Source organism: Flavobacterium psychrotrophum, from assembly GCF_003403075.1.
GTDB classification, from domain to species: domain Bacteria; phylum Bacteroidota; class Bacteroidia; order Flavobacteriales; family Flavobacteriaceae; genus Flavobacterium; species Flavobacterium psychrotrophum.
Genome location: NZ_CP031557.1, coordinates 2,092,178 through 2,112,870, shown reverse-complemented (window position 1 = coordinate 2,112,870; position 20,693 = coordinate 2,092,178). Strand labels below are relative to the sequence as shown.

Sequence of the window (20,693 nt, the reverse complement as noted above, 5' to 3'; positions counted from 1 at the left end):
TATGGGAACAATTATTATAGGCCTGTTGGTACTGGCAGTTGCCTTATTACTGTATGTAATAGCGCAAGGAAAAAAGGACAAAAATAACGTGCGGCAAAATGAAGACCCGTTGGCAGGATTGCCGGATATTATCGGGAGGCCAAAAAGTACTCCAAGCTATTCTTCTACCACTACTAATATTCAAGGCAAAAGAGAAAGTGGTATCAGCGCAACCGATAACTTTGATAAAATAAATGAGGGAACATCCAAAATTTCTGAAATGCTGCAAGAAGGGCCCGATGCCGTTAACACGAAACCGGACTTGAAGGAAGAGGAGCAGGAAATGCAGGAGTATGCGGCTTTCGAAAAAAACGAAGATTTTGCTACCGGGATTACCTTTGATGAACTTGCTATCGCACAAGAGATGCTGGCGCGCCAGTCGCTTCATCCCACAGAAGAAAAAACGGCTATAACCCTAGTTTCAAAAATTGACGGAACCGAACTTTTGGGATTGCTCGAAAGTAAAATCGGCGATGCCTCAAAAAGGATAGCTTTGCTGTTGGACCGAGGTATTGCTAAGCAGCCGGATGATGGTACTTCCACTTTGCGGGATGGCGGCCAGGAAAATTTTGAAATAAGGGATTATGTTTAATACCCCATATCATATTAGTACAAATTATAAAGTTGATCGGAGTACTATTTACTTTTGATGATTTACAGCCCCAACTGCTGCTTAATAACCAGTTTTTCACGCTCTATTTCTGCTGCCAGCTCTGCTTCTGTAGGCAGGTACGCCAAGTATTTGTTAGCGAACAATTGTTTATTCTCATGCAGCACTGAATACCGTGCTATGGTGCTATCGGTTTCGGTACATAGCAAGATACCAACTGTCGGGTTATCACCTTCAGTGCGCTCCAGGTCGTCGTACATGCGCACGTACATGTCCAGCTGCCCGATATCCTGATGGGTGATTTTATTGGTTTTAAGCTCTACTATAACGAAGCATTTCAGGATATAGTTATAAAAGACAAGGTCAATATAAAAATCAGCCGTTTCGGTACGTATATGCTTTTGACGTGCTACAAACGAGAAACCTTTGCCAAGTTCCAGTAAGAACTGTTGCAGGTTGTCAATCAGTGCCTGCTCAAATTCCTGTTCGGTATAGGATTTATTGGCCGGCAGCTTTAAAAATTCCAGTACCGCCGGATTTTTTATAAATTCATCGGTCATGTGGGTTTCCGGTACTTCGGAATCTTTTGTGAGCTCTTTTTTCTGTGACGATAGCAGCCTTTGATAGTATAAGGTAGATATGTTTCTATCGAGGACACGTACAGACCAGTTCTGTGTAACTGCTTCCGAAATGTACCAGGCCCTTGCCTCAGTATCAGGCACGCGCATCAGCCGCTCATAATGCGACCAGCTCAATTGGGCAGACAGTGTCTGCCCTTTTTGTTCTTCCCTGAAAGTAAGGTAAAATTTCTTGAAATTTTTAAGGCTTGTGTGGGAGAAGCCTTTGCCAAATTCATGGATAAGTGCTTCTGATAATACTTTAAGGATTTCATCTCCGTAACCTGCACGATCTGTACCGTTTTGTTCTTCTTCAACGATACGTTTCCCTATCTGCCAATACGCTTCCACCATAGCTGCATTGATAGCTGTATATGCCTTTTTACGCGCCTGGGAGAGTATTAGTTTTATTTCTGAGATATAGTCGGGTTGCCTGTATATGTCCATTTCATGATAGTTTATTGATTACCGGTCTTCGCGGTGCCATTAGGGTTAATGACCATTCAAATTTATGGTTTCCCCATGTAATGTCAATGCAAAAGTAATCATAAATGCAGATGAAATATCCATAGCCTCCTCTAATCCCACTACCATTAGCAGACAAGGTATACCAATAAACGCCCTCTTCTTAATTGAGCCATTTTGATCTACATATTTGCCGTAATCCTGCTATTATCAGGTAATTAAAAATCTTTAATTCGGTAAATGTTATGAAAAAACAAAGCAAAAAAGTACTGTTTACGGCAGCCTTGCTGCTGGCAGTATCGGGGGCTTTTGCCCAGGGAGACGGTTCGGCGGGGATCACGGAAGCCACACAGATGGTGACCTCGTATTTCGATCCCGCCACACAGCTTATTTACGCCATAGGGGCTGTTGTCGGGCTGATTGGCGGTGTAAAGGTGTACAACAAGTTCAGCAGCGGCGACCCTGATACCAGTAAGACGGCGGCCAGTTGGTTCGGTGCCTGTATCTTCCTTATCGTGGCTGCGACCATCCTAAGGTCCTTCTTCTTGTAATCCAGAATGTTATGAATAGCTATAACATCAACAAGGGCATTGGCAGGACGGTCGAATTCAAGGGGCTTAAAGCCCAGTACCTGTTCATTTTCGCCGGCGGCTTACTGGGTGTGCTGGTTTTGGTCATGGTATTGTACATCGCAGGGATGGGGTCGTATGTGTGTATCGGTATCGGCGGTGGCGGTGCATCGCTCCTTATCTGGCAAACCTTTGCCATGAACAAAAAGTACGGGGAGCACGGGCTTATGAAGGTTGCGGCGCGTAAACGCCATCCTAAGTACATACTTTCCCGCAGGCGTATTGGGCGCTTTGTAAGGTCGAACCTTAAAAAGGAGACGCCATGAGAAATACAGCCAAAGCAACCACCTTAGAGAAAAAGTTCCCACTGCTGGCGGTTGAAGAGAATTGCATCCTCAGCAAGGATGCCGACATTACCGCCTGTTTTGCGGTCGGCCTGCCGGAACTGTTTACCGTTGGCTCGGCAGAGTATGAAGCCATCCATGCGGCCTGGCACAAAGCGGTTAAAACGCTGCCGGATTATACGGTGGTGCATAAACAGGACTGGTTCATCAAAGAAACCTATGCGCCCGTCCTGACCGAAGAAGGCCTGAGCTTTTTAGGCAAGTCCTACAAGCAGCATTTTAACGAACGCCCGTTCCTGAACCATTACTGCTACCTCTTCCTGACCAAGACGACGAAGGAGCGCATGCGCATGCAGAGCAACTTCTCGTCGCTTTGCCGTGGCAAGCTTATCCCGAAAGAATCGAGGGACAAGGAAGCGGTGCACCAGTTTATGGAAGCCGTTGCCCAGTTTGAGCGTATTGTGAACGATTCCGGGTTGCTCAAAATGGTACGCCTCACCGAAGAGGACATTGTAGGTACGGATGAAAAGCAGGGGCTGTTAGAACAATACCTGACCTTGTCGACAAACGATGATGAGCCACTGCAGGATATCGCGCTTGGTAGCGAAGAAGTACGTATCGGGAACAAAAGGCTGTGCCTGCATACACTATCTGATACCGATGACCTACCGGCAACCGTGTCCGCCGACACCCGCTATGAAAAACTCTCTACCGACCGCAGCGAATGCAGGCTCTCTTTTGCCGCACCGGTGGGATTGCTGCTCAGCTGCAACCACATCTACAACCAGTACCTGTTCCTGGACAACAGCGATGACAACCTCCGGAAATTTGAGAAGTCAGCAAAGAACATGCATTCGCTGGCACGTTACAGCCGCAGCAACCAGATCAATAAGGAATGGATTGAGCGGTATTTGAACGAAGCGCACTCGTTTGGGCAGTCTTCCATCCGCGCGCATTTCAATGTGGTTGCCTGGTCGGACGACCCGGCAGAACTTAAGCAGCTGAAGAACGATACGGGAAGTGCACTGGCCTTAATGGAATGCAAGCCCAGACATAATACGACGGATGTGGCCACCCTGTACTGGGCGGGAATCCCCGGTAATGGCGGTGACTTCCCCAGTGAGGAGAGCTTCTACACCTTCATCGAACCGGCATTGTGCTTCTTCAGCCAGGAAACCAACTACAGGGATTCGCCATCGCCCTTTGGCCTAAAGATGGCCGACCGCCTGACGGGCAATCCCATTCATCTGGATATCTCTGACCTGCCGATGAAACGCGGGGTCATCACGAACCGTAACAAATTCATCTTAGGCCCTTCAGGCAGCGGGAAGTCGTTCTTTACCAACCATATGGTACGCCAGTACTATGAACAGGGCGCGCATGTATTGCTTGTGGATACCGGTAACAGCTACCAGGGATTGTGTGAACTCATCCACGGGAAGACCAAAGGCGAAGACGGCGTGTATTTTACGTATACCGAAAGTAATCCCATCGCTTTTAATCCTTTCTACACGGACGATGGTGTCTTTGATATTGAGAAAAGGGAAAGCGTCAAGACGCTGGTGCTGACGCTGTGGAAACGGGATGACGAGCCGCCGACCCGGGCGGAGGAGGTGGCGCTCTCCAATGCGGTAAGCGGGTATATTGAGCAGGTTAGGGGAGGGGTGCTGCCATCATTCAATGGGTTTTACGACTATGTGCAGGGAGATTACCGCAAGGTACTGGAAGATAAAAAGGTCAGGGAGAAAGACTTTGACCTTGCGAACTTCCTGAATGTACTGGAGCCCTATTACAAGGGTGGCGAATACGACTACCTGCTCAATTCCGACAAACGACTGGATTTGCTCAACAAGCGGTTTATCGTTTTTGAGATCGATGCGATTAAAGACCATAAAATCCTCTTTCCGATCGTGACCATCATCATCATGGAAGTGTTCATCAACAAGATGCGCAGGCTCAAAGGGCAGCGCAAGCTGATCCTTATTGAGGAAGCCTGGAAAGCGATTGCCAAGGAAGGCATGGCGGATTACATCAAATACCTGTTCAAGACCGTCAGGAAATTCTTTGGTGAGGCCATCGTGGTGACCCAGGAGGTAGATGATATCATCCAGTCGCCCATTGTGAAGGAAAGCATCATCAATAATTCGGATTGCAAGATCCTTTTGGACCAGCGCAAGTACATGAACAAATTTGATGATATCCAGGCGATGCTGGGGCTAACGGACAAGGAAAAAGCACAGGTACTTTCCATCAACATGAACAATGACCCATCCCGATTGTACAAAGAAGTGTGGATCGGCCTTGGCGGCATCCAGTCGGCAGTCTATGCTACAGAGGTCAGCCTGGAGGAGTACCTGGCCTACACTACGGAAGAAAGTGAGAAAATGGAAGTCATGGAGCTGGCCAGCCAGCTTGGGGGCAATGTAGAACTCGCCATCCGGCGTATCGCGGCAAGGCGCCGCGAGGAATAAATAATAACAATTAAAATTAAAACCATGAAAAGAATCATTTACACGGTGCTGGCAGTACTACTACTGGCTGCTACACCGGCAAGGGCGCAATGGGTCGTGAGTGACCCGGGTAGTTACGCGCAGGGCATTATCAATACCGCCAACCAGATCATTGAAACATCCGCGACGGCCAGCAATACCCTCGATAGTTTTAAAGAGGTCAAGAAAGTCTTCGAGCAGGGCAAGGAATATTACGATGCCCTGAAATCGGTCAATAACCTGGTACAGGACGCACGACGTGTACAGCAAACGGTGCTGTTGGTCGGGGATATCTCCGACCTGTATGTAACCGGGTTTGGCCTGATGATGAACGACCCAAACTTTAGCCCGCAGGAACTGAGCGCCATTGCCTTTGGTTACTCCAAGCTGCTGAATGAGACCACCGGGCTGTTGGGCGACCTGAGCCAGATCATCACGGCTTCGAGCCTGTCGCTCAGCGATAAGGAACGTATGGACATCATTGAGCGCGTACATGCGGAAGTACTGCATTACTATAACCTGGTACGCTACTATACCAAAAAGAATATTTCGGTAAGTTTTGTCAGGGCGAGGAAACAAAACGATACCCAGCGCGTACTGGAGCTTTACGGCCCGGCGAACCAAAAATACTGGTAAATAGCCATGCTTTTGGATATTGAATTCAACAACCTGCACGAGATGCTGCGCAACCTCTATGATGAGATGCTGCCGCTCTCGGCAGAGATGGCGGCTGTTGCCAAAGGGCTTGCCGGGCTGGGCGCGTTATTTTACGTTGCCCTGAAAGTCTGGCAGGCGCTCAGCCGTGCCGAACCCATCGACCTGTTCCCGCTGCTCCGGCCGTTTGCCCTTGGGCTGTGTATCATGTTTTTCCCTACAATGGTATTGGGGACGGTCAATGCCGTACTCAGCCCAATCGTTACCGGTACCCACGGTATTTTGGAGGGGCAGGTTTTAGACCTTAATGAGCTGCAGGCACAGAAAGACCAGCTGGAACGCGAGGCCATGTTGCGCAACCCCGAGACTGCCTACCTGGTTTCTGACGAGGCATTTGACAAGGAACTGGAAGAACTGGGCTGGTCGCCCTCGGATTTGGCCACGATGTCGGGCATGTACCTGGAACGGGGCATGTACCAGCTGAAGCAGGATATACGCAATGCCTTCCGGGAGCTTTTGGAGATCCTTTTCCAGGCGGCGGCACTGGTCATTGATACCATCCGCACCTTTTTCCTGATCGTGCTGTCCATACTCGGGCCGATTGCTTTTGCCATTTCGGTCTGGGATGGTTTCCAGTCTACCCTTAACCAGTGGTTTACAAGGTATATCAGCGTGTATTTGTGGCTGCCGGTTTCCGACCTTTTCAGTTCGATGCTCGCCAAGATACAATCGCTGATACTGGAAAAAGATATTGAGAACCTGTCGGACCCGACCTTCATCCCGGATACCTCTAACGCGGTGTACATCATCTTTATGATCATCGGGATCATCGGCTATTTTACCATACCGACGGTTACCGGCTGGATCATACAGGCAGGCGGCGCAGGAAATTATACCCGGAATGTCAACCAGGCTACCCAGAAAGTAGGGAATGTTGCCGGTGCCTCAGCAGGTGCGGCTACAGGCAATATCGGCGGCAGGCTCATGAATAAAAACTAAAACCTTTAATTATGGAATTTAAAACCTTAAGGAATATCGAGAATAGTTTCCGGCAGATACGGCTGTATGCCATCATTTTTGCCGTGGTATGCCTCAGTATCACTGGCTACGCTGTATGGGAATCCTACCGTTTTGCCAAAGTACAGCGGGAAAAGGTCTATGTGCTGGACCAGGGAAAATCGTTAATGCTGGCCTTATCTCAGGACGCGTCCATCAACCGCCCGGTAGAGGCCCGTGAGCATGTACGGCGTTTCCACGAACTCTTCTTTACCCTGGCACCCGATAAGGCGGCCATAGAAAGCAATATGAAGCGGGCATTTAGCCTGGCTGATAAAAGTGCCTTTGATTACTACAAAGACCTTTCTGAAAAAGGGTACTACAACCGTATTATATCGGCTAATGTGCAGCAGCGCCTTGAGGTGGACAGCGTGCAATGCAATTTTGAAAAGTATCCCTATGCAGTACGCACCTACGCCCAGGAGTATATCATCCGCGCCAGTAACGTGACACGCAGGAGCCTGGTTACATCATGCCTGTTGGTCAATTCAGTACGCTCCGATGACAACCCGCAGGGGTTCAATATCGAACAGTTCAGGGTACTGGAGAACCGGGACGTTGAGGTAATCGACCGTAAATAAACAATTATGAAAGCGTATACCACCTCACTGAGTTCCTGGATGGACACCATTGACAGGCGTTGGAAACAACTGCCGGCAAGGGAATCACGCCGTATTATACTGTACAGCTTTGCCGGATATCTGTTGATTACCCTGATGATAATTGTACAGGTCGTGTATCAACTTTACGCTGGGCAAAAAACGATGGAAATCAAACACATTAGCAACCCGGTTGCTAATGTTAAAGCGAGTAAAAACATAAATTAACCTAAAACAGCAAATGATGAAAGAGAATGAGAAAAAGAAAGCAGCCGTGCAGGTTACCGAGGGTACACCTGTGGCAAATACACCCGAAAACGGATCCGGTACCAACAAGGAACGGTTAAAAAAGCCCCTAATCTTTAGTGTAATGGGGCTGGTATTTTTGGGTTGCCTTTACTTAATCTTTGGTGGGGATGGTGGAAACAAGGCGAAAGAAGCCATCGATATCGGCATCAACGCTGCCGTGCCACAGGCATCCGGTGAAGGGCTGCCTACCGATAAGGGGAAAGCCTATGAACAGGAAATGCTGGAGGACAAGGAACGGAAAAAGCGCGAAGCGCTGATGACCCTGTCCGATTACTGGCAGTCGGATAGCACCGGTCAGGATAAAGAGACTGCGGCCGGCCTTTCGGAAAACGCGCAGGAAAAAAAGCCTCATAAGGATGCCGACCCCGCGCTGAGCAGCTACAAAACGATGCAGCACTCCTTGGGCAGCTTCTACCAGAAAGACCGGGTACAGGAAGCCTTACAAGCGGAAAATGAACGGCTGAAGAACCAGCTTAGAGAAAAGCAGGCTTCACAAGGCCCAAAGCCGGACGATCGCCTGGCACTGATGGAGAAATCCTACCAGATGGCTGCGAAGTACTTTCCGGGTGTCCCACAACCTGTAGATACCCTTGCAGCCGGACGATTAAAGAAGGAAAGTGCAGACCAGGATTTTGTAGCTGTTGTTACCGACAAAAAAACAGTGGTATCACAGCTCTACCGTAAGGTTCCGGACTCATTGTTACTGGCACGTCTTGCCAGCGGAGAGTACCACGGTTTTACCACGGCGGGCTACGCTCAGGGCGTTTCACTGCCGCCCAACGCCATCCGTGCCTGTATCCACCAAACCCATAAGTTAGTTGGTGAAGGCAGCGTTCAATTGCGCCTTTTGCAGGATGTGCGTATAGGGAAAGCGGTGTTACCCAGTGGCTATATACTGACCGCTGCTACAAAATTTCAAGGTAACCGGCTGCAAATGCAGGTAGTATCCATAGAAATTGACGGGAGTATCGTACCCGTAAATCTTACGGTGTACGACCTGGACGGCCAGAAAGGACTAAACCTGCCGTATTCGGCTGAAGTCACGGCTGTAAACGGCACGCTGGCCAATATGGGCAACACCGGTGGCAGCAGCTTTACGTTGAACCGTTCTGCCGGGCAGCAGCTTACCTCGGATATGACAAGGGGGCTGATCCAGGGCGTGTCGGGCTATTTTTCAAAAAAGGTAACGGCGCAAAAAGCAACCCTGAAACAGGGTTACCAGCTGTTCCTGGTATCTAAATAGAAATAATTTTAAAGAATTACATTATGAAACTACAGCATATAAAAAATAGCCTGCTGGCTATAATATTCACTATACCATTATTGCTACAGGCACAGGTAAAGCAACCTGAAGTGTTACCCCTGGGTGAAGTTCCACCTTACTTTATAGAGGTTACCTACGACAAAACCTCCCATATTATTTTTCCTGCCGGTATCCGTTATGTCGATCTGGGGAGTGATTACATAATAGCAGGCAAGGCAGATGATGCTGACAATGTGCTACGGGTAAAGGCTGCTGCAAAAGGCTTTGAGCCCGAAACCAATTTCTCAGTAATTACAGAGGATGGCAATTTTTACGGGTTTAATGCCTGCTATAGCGATGCGCCCCAGATAATGAGTTACAACCTTATCAAGGGTCAAAAGCTGGCTGACCGCTCGAAAGCTACCGATGTCCGTTTTGAAGCGTTGGGCAAAACACCGGCTTCAGTTGCGGGATTACTCATGGAACAGCTGTATGAAAAAGACAGAAAGACGATCCGGAAAATTAAATCTGAGAGCTATGGTATCACGTTGCGCCTAAAAGGTATCTATGTCCACGATAGCAAATACTATTTCCATATCCAGATCGAAAATGAAACATTTGTCCCTTTTAACGTTGATTTCATTAGCATCAAGGTAATTGACCGGAAGGTAGCTAAGCGCACGGTGGTACAGGAGCGTACCCTTACACCGTTACGCACGTATAAACCATTGCAACCGGTTATGGGAAATACGACCGAAAAAAATATCTTTTTGTTGGATGTGTTTACGCTGACTGACGGACAGGTACTGCATATTGAAGTAGTTGAAAAAGATGGTGGACGCGGGCAGGTACTCAAGCTGAAAAACTCTGACTTGATAAAGGCGCAGCCAATTAGCAGGCTCCATGTCAAATTTTAAAGGAGTACAAAAGTAAGCGATTGGATTATACGGTAAACCTCGCTATCGTTGTGTAAAATATAGAAAATCTTAAAGTGTTTTTGCTTTAAGTCTCGTCACTGAAAACTGGTAATTTTTAAAGACTTCGAGACTAAGTGGAGACGCTCATGCTACGGCGTGGGCGCTCGCTTATTCGAAGTCGGGTATACCAGTGCCTCAGTGTCGGTAAGTGTAGTGGTCTGCGCCTATTTTTTTTAGGCTATCACATAAAGCTACACTGACGCAATTGTAATCTTAACAATTAGAGATATGGTAGCAACAGGTTCAAAACTTCAAATGCAACTCTCAGAAAGCGAATTTCCCTTCAGCAAAAGGATGCTGAATTTCTTTACAAGAGCAGAAATTTACACCGTGGCGCAATTGGCAGAAATCCCCCTATCAGAATTTATGTGTTTCAGGGGATTTAAGATACAGTGTCAGAACGAACTTACTGCTTTTATAGCGTTTGAGCAACTTGAAAATTATTTCAGTAAATAATTTGATTTTTACTTTAAATCTAACTAATGCGCATGTATTATTGTTACAAATTTGGGATTAGCCGAAAACATTAAAATAGATTATCTATATAATTAGCGCTTATTCGTGTTCGATTCCCATTCACTCCACCAATTAAAAATCATTGAGGAATCAATGATTTTGTTGTTTAAAATGATATATTTTTAACTTAAAGTTGGTTATTTTGATTGTGATGGTATTTAGTGTTCGATAAATCCCTCACAATCGACATGAATTCATCGAATAAGTAATTTGAGTGTCACTTTTGCCATGAACGAGTAATTGTTGAGCAAAGTAAACTGTAGTGATCTATAGTAGCGGTGCCGCGATGAAGATTCAAAGCATTCACTGGAGGAACTTCTTAAAAACACTATTTACAAAGTATTTGATGCCCACCTGCGACCGCCGCATTATACTCACGAAATTGTAGAGAGCCTAATAAAATCGGCAAGTTTCATTAAATTTAATGATGAAGAATTACTTGAGATAGCTGTAGGCATGGGTTCTACATACACATTAGTGGAAGATAATAAGGAGTTTATTGCTAATCAGACGAAAACGCGCTCTATGTGCGTTACCAAAGGCAAACATGGTGCCGTACTCATGTGGGAAGGCAACCTGTACAGCAATAACGACTATCCTGTAAAGGTAATAGATACAGTGGGTGCGGGCGAATCCTTCCTTGCCACCCTTATTATGGGGCTGCTTACAGGGCAGGATCCGCAACATGCAATAGATTATGCCTGTGCTGTTGGAGCGCTGGTTGCAGCCTCGGCAGGTGCAAATCCTGCATTGATGGAAGACGATATACAAGCTTTAATGCTTACAGTAATATAATAATTTGGGTTAGTTAGTAGTTCCAATCTTTTTGGAGTTTGGAAAAAAGAGGTTTTTACTTCTTAAAAGGGCAGCAGTGGGTAGCTGCCCCTTTTTTATTTAGCAGATCAAACAGTCTGTCTACCTCGCTTCTGTATCCTAGATGATAACATGGTGTATATAGGATATACCCCATAAACCGGAAGTTCCTTAAAGAACTGGTAGTTTAATAAAATTTCTAAGAATATATGTCTAAATAACTATAAATGCAAAAGTGATAAATAAAATTATGCCTTTTAGGTGGTGCAATTGTCCTACATTAAGCCTGTGTTAGTCAATTTTCAGTCGTGCCAAATTTCATTCCCGCATTTCTGATTGCCCTTGGGCTTTGTATCTTTATACATTGGTAAACTGTCAAATAAATTAGTGAAAATGTCACGAACTGACTTTAGCTTTTTTTCTTTTGGCCGGGAGCAAAAGGTTTAGCACTCTTACTTCCAGACGCTTTTTTTGCCTGTCCCGGAGGTACTTTGCCTGAGCCTGTAGATGATGTATGTATGCTGCAACTTGCAATAAAGACAGTCAGCAACACAGTAATGAAGAACCTTGTATAGATGTGATTATATTTCATAACGATTTTTTATAAAGGTAAACCTTTCTATCCTAATTATTAAGTAATTTCGATAATGAGAGGGAGTAGGCTGTTTTTTTTGTAATGTTACTTTTCAAGTTTTTTGGCATCCATATTAAATCTCATGATATTGTTAAAATCCTCTCTTACGTCCTTAAGACGTTTATAATCTAACATATACACTTCATCGATGATTGTTGGCTTTGATCGTAATTATAGTTAATTTTATCATAAAATATAAAATGAATAATATATTCATTTATAGTAGAAATATTTTCAAATTGTATAATAACCGTCACGGTGAAGATTATCTAAATTATTATAAAATAGCATATGAGTTCAATTCAAAAAACAGATTATAAAAAATATCTAAAAATCAGTATTAATAGACGAAGAAAATACTATTATCATCTAAGCCATCACGCAGATATTGTTATAAAAACTAAAGGTTTAGACAGTATTAGCACAGGAAATATCTAGGATATTAGTTTGAACTTAAGGCTCAACTACATATTTTCTGATTTCATTATTCTTAATCTAACTTTAAGCTTTGCATGTATAAAAGAAAATTATTTTATTTTACTGTTTTTATCGTATTGTCATTATTGCTTTTTTTTTTAAACAGGACATATAGAGAAATAATAGCATATTCAGATATATCGAATAGGCACGATGCGGTGCATGGCTATTATCAAAGCCTCTCAAAGGAAATAAATAACTTAGCAATTATAAACCCTACAATAGTTAAAGCCAGCAAGTCAGCCAAAGTCCAGTCGTTATTTTTTGCTGACAGCACATCGATTACTCAACAATTGTTTCTTTTAAAATCAGTGGTGCGGGATACGGTGAATGTGGAAATTGCTTATAAATTAGATAGTATAATAAAGCAGGAATTATCCTGGCTTATGAACAATAATATACTTGATTCTTTAAACCATCACAATTCAGATGTGCATATTGCTGCGTTGAAAAATATAGATTCACTCATAGGCCAGGGCATTCATAGAACTGATTTTTTATTTGATTCGTGTAAAGTGCAATTAAATGAGAATATAGGAAAAGTGAGAAAGTTGACCATTGCATTTATCCTTCTTATGGGCATGTTAATTATTTATACTGCGGTTAACCTGTATTGGCAGCGATCTAAGAGAAAACAGACAGAAAAAGACCTGGAAATTTTTATTAACCGTATTAACGACTCGGTGGTATTTGTCGATAAAGATTGGAGATATACTTTTATAAATGATTCAGCTATGGTTAACCATCAACTTGGCAGAAAGAAGACGCTGGGTAAGGTTTTATGGGAGGTACACCCAGAAATGAAAGGCACAGTTTTTTATGATGCCTACCAGAAAGCAATGAATGATGGTAGGGAAGTAGAAGTAGAGAGCTACTATGCTCCAATGGATAAATGGTTTTTCGCAAAAGGTTATCCATCTGACAAAGGGCTTACAATCTTCTACCAGGATATAACAAACAGTAAAAAAATTAGCGAGCAACTTATCAAAAGTGAAGAAAAATACCGCACCTTATTTTTAAAAAGCCCACTTCCTACCTGGATATACAACTATGAAACCTTGCGCTTTATTGATGTAAATGAAGCTGCGGTGAAACACTACGGATATTCTGTTGAGGAATTTCTAGCAATGACTATTAAAGATATCAGGCCTCAGGAAGACGTGGAAGCACTTTTGGAAGATATTACCAAAATACCTCATGATTATACCGGTTCCAGGTCAGGGAACTGGCGGCACATTAAAAAGGACGGAGAAATAATAATCGTAGAGACAACAGCTCATTCTTTTAATCAATATAATACGCAAGTAAGAATAGTAATTGTTAGCGATATTACTGAAAAAATAAAAGCCGAGCAGGAGCTTATACAAAGTCAAATGCGATTAAGTGAAGCCCAGGCAATTGCACATATAGGGAATTGGGATATTGATCTTGAGAAAGATATGCACACATGGTCTGATGAGGTATATAAGATATATGGCCTTAATAAAACAGGAACCATTCCATCAATTGAGCTCTTCCTCTCTTTTATCCATCCGGACGACAGGATAATTGCAGAGGAACTGTTGAAGGATGCACTGCAGAATTTTACAGAATCAAAAATTGACTTCCGGCTTTTACCCAAGGCTGGCAAAAAGAGATATGGTTATATTGAATGGCGGTTTGAATTTAATAAAGACCAAACTCCTGTAAGACTTTTTGGAATCCTGCAGGATATAACGGAACGCAGGGAATCTGCGGAAAATTTGATATTACTGGAAAAAAAATTACAGGAACAAAGAATACAGGGGCAAAAAAAAATATCGCGGGCCATTATAAAAGCCCAGGAACAACAAAGGAACCATATAGGCCAGGAACTACACGATAATATAAACCAAATACTATTTGGTACGAAATTTCACCTTAGCATTGCCGGGCGAAAGGATAAAAATGTAAAAGAACTTATCGAATACCCCATGCAACTAATAGACAACTCTATGGAAGAAATCCGTCTATTATGCCATAATTTGGTAACACCACTTAAAAACATTCAGTTGCAGGACTTGGTTCAGGATCTCATAAATAAACACAATTATAGCACAGATGCTCTGCCAAGAATAAATTTTAAGTACGAAGTTTTCGATGAAGTTTCTGATGATCTAAAGTTAAATATATATAGGATTATACAAGAACAGATAAATAACATTTTGAAACATGCTGAGGCAAAAAATGTAAATATTTCTATATGTATCGTGGGACAAAGTATTTATATAAGTGTGCAGGATGATGGAAAAGGATATGATGTGGAATCTAAAAGAAAGGGTATAGGTATTTCAAATATGATGAACAGGGTAGAAACGTTTAATGGCAAAGTGAAAATAGAAAGCGGTCCTGCTGAGGGATCCAAAACAGAGATAACAATACCTTATAAAACCAAAAAAGAATACTCTTGATTTTCTTCTTGCCTTTAACGTTAATATCGCCTAAAATTAATAATTGAAGCACCACTATTAGCATTACATTATTAGCTAAAGCTGCGACTAGGCTTTAGGCCTCGCCGACAGGGAGCGCAAGCTTAGGGAAAAGCCGGGTGTGGTATACTTCATATAATGCCACCAGCCTTGGGGCAGTTCAGCATTTCGCCATGCTTCAGGTAGCCAGATAGGGTTTCACATTCTTATGAGCGGAAACTTATTCAAATCAGGATCACAAAATCAATATCCTCGTTACACAGCCATGAGTACGGCTGCCGGTACATGTATTTTGTCGGAGCAAAGTCTGCCAGGAGGCACTGTTTTTCCCCCGCAAAATGAAAATGAAGTATGTTAGGCAGGTCAATACCATAGTGCATTAATATCCTAGCACCTTCGCCTATAAAAAAGATAAAACGCAGCCTTTTTACCAGCCGCAGCCGCAAGGTCGGGTCAAATTATGTCCGCCTTCATGACAGGCCTAACAGGTGTATGCTCATCGGCACTATATCTTTGGGTGGTGTCCTGCCATAGAGTTTGTATAATGGGGAGACTCTCGCCTCGTCCACATTTTCATTTGCCTGGTGAATCAATATTTTTTTCACCGCTTCAATTGTTATCCCGGCTTTATCCAGGGCACTTTTCATAGCTTCAGGGACGTGGCTTAGGGCAAACTGATAAATTTTCCGACCGTGCATTTTAATTTTCCGACCGTCGGGGTCATGGTTTACAACCCTCCAAAGTAAAGGAACCCTGCTTTGGCGAAAGTAAAGCCGGCGCTTTCATGCAAAAGCAATCCGCCTGCTGCATCTGAAGCTTCTACAATGGCGGCACCCGCACCATCGGCATAGATCATTGATTGCCTGTCGTGGCGGTCTACGACACGGGAAAGAGTTCCCCCACCGATTACTAGGCCATGTTGGCAATTCCCGAACGGAAGTACGCATTGGCCTGCACCATACCTTCAAACCAGCCCGGCATCCAAAAATGAGGTGGTAAGCAACACACCTGCCATTTTTATGCCTAACTGACGTTTAACACGTCGGCAAGGCTGGGTATGCAGTCTGACTGGATCGTGCCGGAGCGTACATCGCCAAAATATGTGCTGTAATAATGTAGTCAATGCCCTCCCGGTCAATACCTGCATCTTCAATAGCCTTTTCAGACGCAATAAAAGCGAGGTCGGAGGTTACAACACTGGGGTGTGCGTAACGGCGTTCTTCTATTCCTGTAACGACGGCGAACTTCCTGATAATATTTTCTGTGGGGTGCAATAGCAGACTTCCATCCTCATGCAGAAAACTATGGTTTTCAAAATCCTGATTGGAGACTTTGATTTCGGGAATACAACTGCCAGAACCTATAATTCTCATATTCATATGTATGTTCGATCGCTGCTTTGCAAGCCATCTGAAGTATCTATGAGGGAAGCTACTGGGTCATAGTATAAAGATAGCAACTACGCTATGTTAATCTTTTTGCAGAAGCAGATTTATGTACCTACCTTTCAACATTATACCTTGCGATAATAATTTTAATTCGCGCTATATAATAGCGAAAGCGCTTTTATAAAGTTTGACAGCAGCGTCGTTATTGGAGCTTCGGCCGGCGGCCCTGGACGCCTGCCATTAATCGAAGGCTGTCCCGTGCTGTTTTACCAGCTGTTCTACAAGTTAGTTTGAAGTTGCTCATATATACGATGGTAGGAAGACCTTCGCATATTTCGATAAACTTTTAAACTTGTACGCAACAAAGATAATTATGCAGCGATAACAATTTCTTACAACGGCATAGATTTCGATCAGCAATATGCGTAAAATATTGTTAACTCCTTCCCCAGGTTCAAAATGCCGGGTTATAGTAAGGTTCCGGATTGGGATTATGCAAAATAATCGGTTAGTTACCAGGATTGCATATCTGCCTGCAGCGCTACGAATAAAGGTGCTTTACTTACACTATCATTTCCTTACAATAATAAATATTATTATATCTATGCAGTATAAAATTCTTCTTATAGATGATGACAGTGATGACCGGCTTTTCTTTAGGGATGCTGTTGAAAAGATCTCCACGGGCGATGTATCGAGTATTACCTTAGATGATGGGCATATTCTGGTATCTACGTTAGCGGAAAGCAGTACCGGTAGGCCAAACATAATTTTCACCGATATAAACATGCCCGGAATGAGCGGATGGGAGGTTCTTTCGATGTTAAAAGGTCATGATACTTATAAAAAAATCCCTGTTGTAATGTATTCTACTTCTCAAAACGCTGGAGAAGTAACTAAGGCGAAAGAATTAGGTGCATTATGCTTTTTTAATAAGCCACGGGATTTTCGGGATTTGCAAAATGCATTGAAAGAAGTTGTACAACATCTTCAGGCCGGGACTATAAACCAGCTTTGCGAAAATTCTACTATATTTACATAAATAAAATTACCAATGTAAATATATTGTTTTCACTGTATAAGTTTGTTAATTAAATCATTATGAATAAGACAGGACCCATAATTATAATTGAAGACGACCTGGATGACCAGGAATTTCTATCGGAGGTATTCCAAAAGCTGAAATATAAAAATGATCGTGTTTTTTGGTGATGGGGAGGCTGCCCTTAGTTACCTGACCGAAAATAAAACGGAGCCGTTCATTATTTTTTCAGATATTAATATGCCCAAGTTAAATGGTATGGAGCTGCGTGCTAAGATCCGTGAAAATGAAGAGCTCCGCATTAGTCAATTCCATATCTGTTTTTTTCCACAGTGGCGGAACAGGAGAATGTAATAGATGCCTATTCAAAATCCGTACAGGGATTTTTCATAAAACCCTCCGACTTTATTGAACTCTATGATATTATTAAAACTATCGTTGAGTATTGGCAGAAGCGTGTATCTCCGGACTATGTCAGGTAGTATTAAAGTGAGTTCCGCTTCAATCAGATTTATTGAAAGTCGTTTGCTACTTTCTGATTTATAAGGATAGGCTGTCAATATTTTTAAACTGAAAGCACGGTGTACAGACACCGGCAAAAGAAACGCGCCCGCCGGGCAAATGCAGCAGGGGTTTCCCCGATGCTGTTGCCTGGCGGGCGCACCGCTTTCAAACTGCAAAAAGGCGTTCCCGACCACGGGGGGGATTGCCTTTCTGCACCGGAAAATAGGCATAATCAGCCAACCGATAACGGTTGGCTGCGAAAATCCTTCAAATTCAGAAAAAAGCCCCTTTCTGTTGTTAACCCCTGCCTGAACAGCTGCCATAGCAGGCTGCAGCCCATTTGTGCTAAAACGGAGTTGATGAACAAATCCTGCTTTTCAAGGGCTTCGGCAAGGGAACAGCTTGGCAGGTCTTCGGTATCGCCCTGCAAGAGTAGTTCGCCAAATTCCTGCGTAACTTGTGGCAGGCTGCCTACAGGAAGGAATTTTTCAGAGGCAGGCTGTTTGATACTGCCTATGGTAGACAGGATAACCTGCCCCGTGTCCTTGCCGTTTCCGAAGTCTATCCAATAGCGGGGTGTATCGGAACGGCTTGGATTCAAATCCAGTTCGCTTAAAACTTCCGCAATTTCAAAACGGGCTGCTGCGGTGTCTACGCACGAAATATAAATTGCTGCCCTGCCCGTGGCGGTTGCAGCGGTAAAGGGCTTTTCTACAGCTTTCCATGCCGTTCCGAAAAAGCGGTTGGTACGGGTTATGAGTGCGGCTGCTTTGGATAAGCCGATTTCGCACTCGGCAAATAATTGCCTGCCAGGGTTGGCATCGGTAATTACATCATTGTCCCACAGGCTGACCTGAAAACCTGCATGCCCCAACTGTTGCAGGCTGTGGGACATTCGTGCCAAGCCTGTCAGCACCTGCGAACCTGTACCGCCTGCCCCGATAAGGCAAACGGCTATGGGATTGGTCGGATTCAGTAGTTCGGGTGCGGTAAAGTGCGCTTTTATTATTTTATCTGTTTTCATCAGAATAGATTTTTAAGGGTTAGCTTTGTCGTAATGAGGGTATCGCAGGGAAACGGCTTTTCGCTGTCCATCAACTCCCTGTACAGGCTGATAAGGTTTTGCCCTACTGGGTTGTGGCTGTCGATGTGGTGGCTGAAATAGCTACCGAAAAAGTAGCCTTGCCATGCGCTCATAAATTCTTCCAATGTGGCAGCGGCTTTGATAGAGACATCGACCGTACCCATGCACACAGTACCTTTACGGTAAAGATTAAAGAACGGGGCATTATAAAGCACCGTAGCCGTTTTCGGTTTGGCTTTACCTTTGAGGGCAAAGACCTGCAACTGCTTTTTATCGGCTTTCCATACGAGTGCAGGCAGGTGTACATCGCCATTTTGCATGTTCAGGCTCTCCACAAAATACAGTCGCTGTATTTGGGGTTTGGTATACCATACTACGCTGCCGTTTGCCGAGGGATCAATATGCAGCACACCCGCAGGCAAAATACCCTCGGGGCGCAGGAATGCCTTGCCTGCCTGCTCACGGGTGTCAAGGGCTTTGGCAAGGCTTTGCGCTTCCCGTACCGATAGTGGGTGCGGGTTTACGGGGCAGCCGCTGCTGTCCATATCGTAGTATTCAATATAAGGTTTTGTAATGCCGTTTGCAGTAAAGACCACAAGGGCGGCTTTAGGTTCGTAGAGTTGCAATATATCAGGTGTCATAATCCAAATTATTTAAAAGGTAACACAATTCGTTGATGAGGGGCAGAAGGCGGCACTCGTAGTCAAGGGTATCGTTATCCTGACTGCGCCCGTCAAAGCAGCGTTTAAGGACAGGCTCCTGTATCGAAAGGCATTCGCCAAATTCGCTGTTGATGGACTGTTCGAGGTTGTTGTACAGCCACCCGTCGGTGGAAGCCACAAAGCCGATGTATTTTTCCATAGTAATACAGTCGTTATCGTCATAACAATCGCTTTCAGGGTCGGGCAGGCAGCTTTCATCGGCATGGGAATACATCGTCATTTTAGGATAGTCCTGCGAGAGGGCATAAAACTTTTTGGCAAGGCGGTGGCAGTCCCTTTCAAACATATCCTTAGGCTGGTAGTGGGAAACCCACTCCCCAAAGCGGTCACGGTGTATGGTGTTCCATAGCCTGCGCAGCATGGTGTCCCCGATGTATTGTGCTGCCCTTACCTCACGCACATTATTATAATAGTCCTCCTCATCCCATCCGCCAGGGTCGCCTGTTACCCAGTCGGCAAGCATCTCATAATTCCAATACAGGTAGCTGTTTTCCTCGGTGTAAAACGGAACGCCTGCGGAGTGGCAGAGATAACGGAAAATACAGAGCAGCAGCCGTGCCGCTTTCCTTTTTTTCCTGTCCCGCATCAGGGTATGCAGGGGCAATACAGGGATATAGAACAACGTATTTTGGGTGTTGAAACGCTCGATAGCCTGTAGCGCAAAACTGCCACTATCTTCCTGCAATTCCATTTCAATATGCTGCGGGTGTTTGTCCCTTAGCAGCCGTGCGGCTTCGTGTAGGGCGACCTCCCTGCCATAGGGATAGGCGAACCCACGCGTATCAACGGGATTTATACGGTAGTGGCTGCACAGCAAATCAAAACTGCGGTAAAAATCTTCTTTTTCTTTATCATTCCCTGTAAAGGGCTGCCCCGTGTGATGGGGCAGGAAACGGGTTTTCAGAAAACCATAGGCAGCAGCCCCTGCGGGGCAGAGTGCAGTCGGTCGGCAATTACTTCGGCGGTATCTCTCCTGCGCTGCAAGCCCATCAGGAACTCGCCTGCGTTTTTGTGCAGCAGCTTTTGCCTTTTGTTTTGGGGCAGCCGTAGCTGCCCCGATATTAACTTTTGCATAATCCATAATTTTACTTTTAT

At 44.5% G+C, this 20,693-nt stretch carries 20 protein-coding genes and 1 pseudogene; 13 read left to right on the top strand and 8 right to left on the bottom strand.

From position 1 onward, the window contains the following. Position 1: 1 nt before the first annotated feature. Positions 2–631, top strand: coding sequence for a hypothetical protein (locus DYH63_RS09245; RefSeq protein WP_116788536.1), 630 nt, complete (start codon positions 2–4; stop codon positions 629–631). 62 nt (positions 632–693) lie between these two features. Here DYH63_RS09245 and DYH63_RS09240 read toward each other — a convergent pair whose 3' ends face one another. Continuing rightward, positions 694–1,713 (bottom strand): PDDEXK nuclease domain-containing protein, encoded by a 1,020-nt coding sequence (locus DYH63_RS09240; RefSeq protein ID WP_116788535.1) that lies wholly within the window; start codon positions 1,711–1,713, stop codon positions 694–696. A gap of 263 nt (positions 1,714–1,976) precedes the next feature. Between DYH63_RS09240 and DYH63_RS09235 the strand changes: the two genes are divergently transcribed. The 10 genes from DYH63_RS09235 (at position 1,977) to DYH63_RS09185 (ending at position 11,282) form a co-directional block, all read left to right on the top strand. Next, positions 1,977–2,282, top strand: a complete 306-nt coding sequence (locus DYH63_RS09235; protein WP_116788534.1) for a DUF4134 domain-containing protein — start codon at positions 1,977–1,979, stop codon at positions 2,280–2,282. Between the two features lie 11 nt (positions 2,283–2,293). Continuing rightward, complete coding sequence (locus tag DYH63_RS09230; RefSeq protein WP_116788533.1) at positions 2,294–2,626, top strand: DUF4133 domain-containing protein; 333 nt, start codon at positions 2,294–2,296, stop codon at positions 2,624–2,626. Further along, positions 2,623–5,115 carry a TraG family conjugative transposon ATPase gene (locus tag DYH63_RS09225; protein WP_116788532.1) on the top strand — a complete coding sequence of 831 codons (2,493 nt, stop codon included), beginning with the start codon at positions 2,623–2,625 and terminating at the stop codon, positions 5,113–5,115. The genes DYH63_RS09230 and DYH63_RS09225 overlap by 4 nt, the downstream gene beginning before the upstream one ends. 24 nt (positions 5,116–5,139) lie before the next feature. Then, a complete protein-coding gene (locus tag DYH63_RS09220) occupies positions 5,140–5,769 on the top strand; it encodes a DUF4141 domain-containing protein (RefSeq protein ID WP_116788531.1) in 630 nt (209 codons plus the stop codon). Between the two features lie 18 nt (positions 5,770–5,787). After that, positions 5,788–6,786 (top strand): conjugative transposon protein TraJ, encoded by a 999-nt coding sequence (gene traJ, locus DYH63_RS09215; protein ID WP_116790787.1) that lies wholly within the window; start codon positions 5,788–5,790, stop codon positions 6,784–6,786. An 11-nt stretch (positions 6,787–6,797) separates the two neighbouring features. Beyond that, positions 6,798–7,424, top strand: coding sequence for a conjugative transposon protein TraK (traK, locus tag DYH63_RS09210; protein WP_116788530.1), 627 nt, complete (start codon positions 6,798–6,800; stop codon positions 7,422–7,424). Between the two features lie 6 nt (positions 7,425–7,430). Continuing rightward, positions 7,431–7,670 carry a nitrogen regulatory IIA protein gene (locus DYH63_RS09205; RefSeq protein WP_162926975.1) on the top strand — a complete coding sequence of 80 codons (240 nt, stop codon included), beginning with the start codon at positions 7,431–7,433 and terminating at the stop codon, positions 7,668–7,670. A gap of 13 nt (positions 7,671–7,683) precedes the next feature. Then, positions 7,684–8,994, top strand: a complete 1,311-nt coding sequence (gene traM, locus DYH63_RS09200; protein WP_240409087.1) for a conjugative transposon protein TraM — start codon at positions 7,684–7,686, stop codon at positions 8,992–8,994. A gap of 23 nt (positions 8,995–9,017) precedes the next feature. Then, complete coding sequence (gene traN / locus DYH63_RS09195) at positions 9,018–9,911, top strand: conjugative transposon protein TraN (RefSeq protein ID WP_116788527.1); 894 nt, start codon at positions 9,018–9,020, stop codon at positions 9,909–9,911. A gap of 882 nt (positions 9,912–10,793) precedes the next feature. Beyond that, a complete protein-coding gene (locus tag DYH63_RS09185; protein ID WP_116788525.1) occupies positions 10,794–11,282 on the top strand; it encodes a carbohydrate kinase family protein in 489 nt (162 codons plus the stop codon). 427 nt (positions 11,283–11,709) lie between these two features. Here DYH63_RS09185 and DYH63_RS09180 read toward each other — a convergent pair whose 3' ends face one another. Further along, the gene (locus DYH63_RS09180; RefSeq protein WP_116788524.1) at positions 11,710–11,892 is read right to left on the bottom strand and encodes a hypothetical protein; all 183 of its coding nucleotides are present in this window, start codon (positions 11,890–11,892) and stop codon (positions 11,710–11,712) included. 554 nt (positions 11,893–12,446) lie between these two features. Between DYH63_RS09180 and DYH63_RS09175 the strand changes: the two genes are divergently transcribed. Beyond that, the gene (locus tag DYH63_RS09175; protein ID WP_116788523.1) at positions 12,447–14,840 is read left to right on the top strand and encodes a PAS domain-containing sensor histidine kinase; all 2,394 of its coding nucleotides are present in this window, start codon (positions 12,447–12,449) and stop codon (positions 14,838–14,840) included. 745 nt (positions 14,841–15,585) lie between these two features. On the opposite strand, the gene DYH63_RS21695 is transcribed toward DYH63_RS09175, so the two are convergent. The 3 genes and pseudogenes from DYH63_RS21695 to DYH63_RS21600 form a co-directional block, all read right to left on the bottom strand. Further along, entirely contained in the window at positions 15,586–15,714 is a 129-nt protein-coding gene (locus tag DYH63_RS21695; protein WP_256386734.1) for a hypothetical protein, read from the bottom strand. Next, positions 15,715–15,765 (bottom strand): annotated as a pseudogene (locus DYH63_RS21605) (hypothetical protein); the annotation flags it as partial. Between the two features lie 127 nt (positions 15,766–15,892). Then, positions 15,893–16,231 carry a beta-ketoacyl-[acyl-carrier-protein] synthase family protein gene (locus DYH63_RS21600; RefSeq protein ID WP_240409086.1) on the bottom strand — a complete coding sequence of 113 codons (339 nt, stop codon included), beginning with the start codon at positions 16,229–16,231 and terminating at the stop codon, positions 15,893–15,895. 619 nt (positions 16,232–16,850) lie between these two features. Here DYH63_RS21600 and DYH63_RS09160 point away from each other — a divergent pair. Further along, entirely contained in the window at positions 16,851–17,288 is a 438-nt protein-coding gene (locus DYH63_RS09160; RefSeq protein ID WP_162926974.1) for a response regulator, read from the top strand. 736 nt (positions 17,289–18,024) lie between these two features. Here DYH63_RS09160 and DYH63_RS09150 read toward each other — a convergent pair. Genes DYH63_RS09150 through DYH63_RS09140 form a run of 3 tightly spaced genes read right to left on the bottom strand, consistent with a single transcriptional unit; the run spans position 18,025 to position 20,679 of the window. After that, entirely contained in the window at positions 18,025–18,816 is a 792-nt protein-coding gene (locus DYH63_RS09150; protein ID WP_116788520.1) for a PRTRC system ThiF family protein, read from the bottom strand. After that, positions 18,816–19,517, bottom strand: a complete 702-nt coding sequence (locus DYH63_RS09145) for a PRTRC system protein B (protein ID WP_116788519.1) — start codon at positions 19,515–19,517, stop codon at positions 18,816–18,818. The genes DYH63_RS09150 and DYH63_RS09145 overlap by 1 nt, the downstream gene beginning before the upstream one ends. Beyond that, positions 19,507–20,679: a hypothetical protein gene (locus DYH63_RS09140; protein WP_162926973.1), complete on the bottom strand. Its 1,173-nt coding sequence runs from the start codon at positions 20,677–20,679 to the stop codon at positions 19,507–19,509. The genes DYH63_RS09145 and DYH63_RS09140 overlap by 11 nt, the downstream gene beginning before the upstream one ends. Positions 20,680–20,693 lie beyond the last annotated feature (14 nt).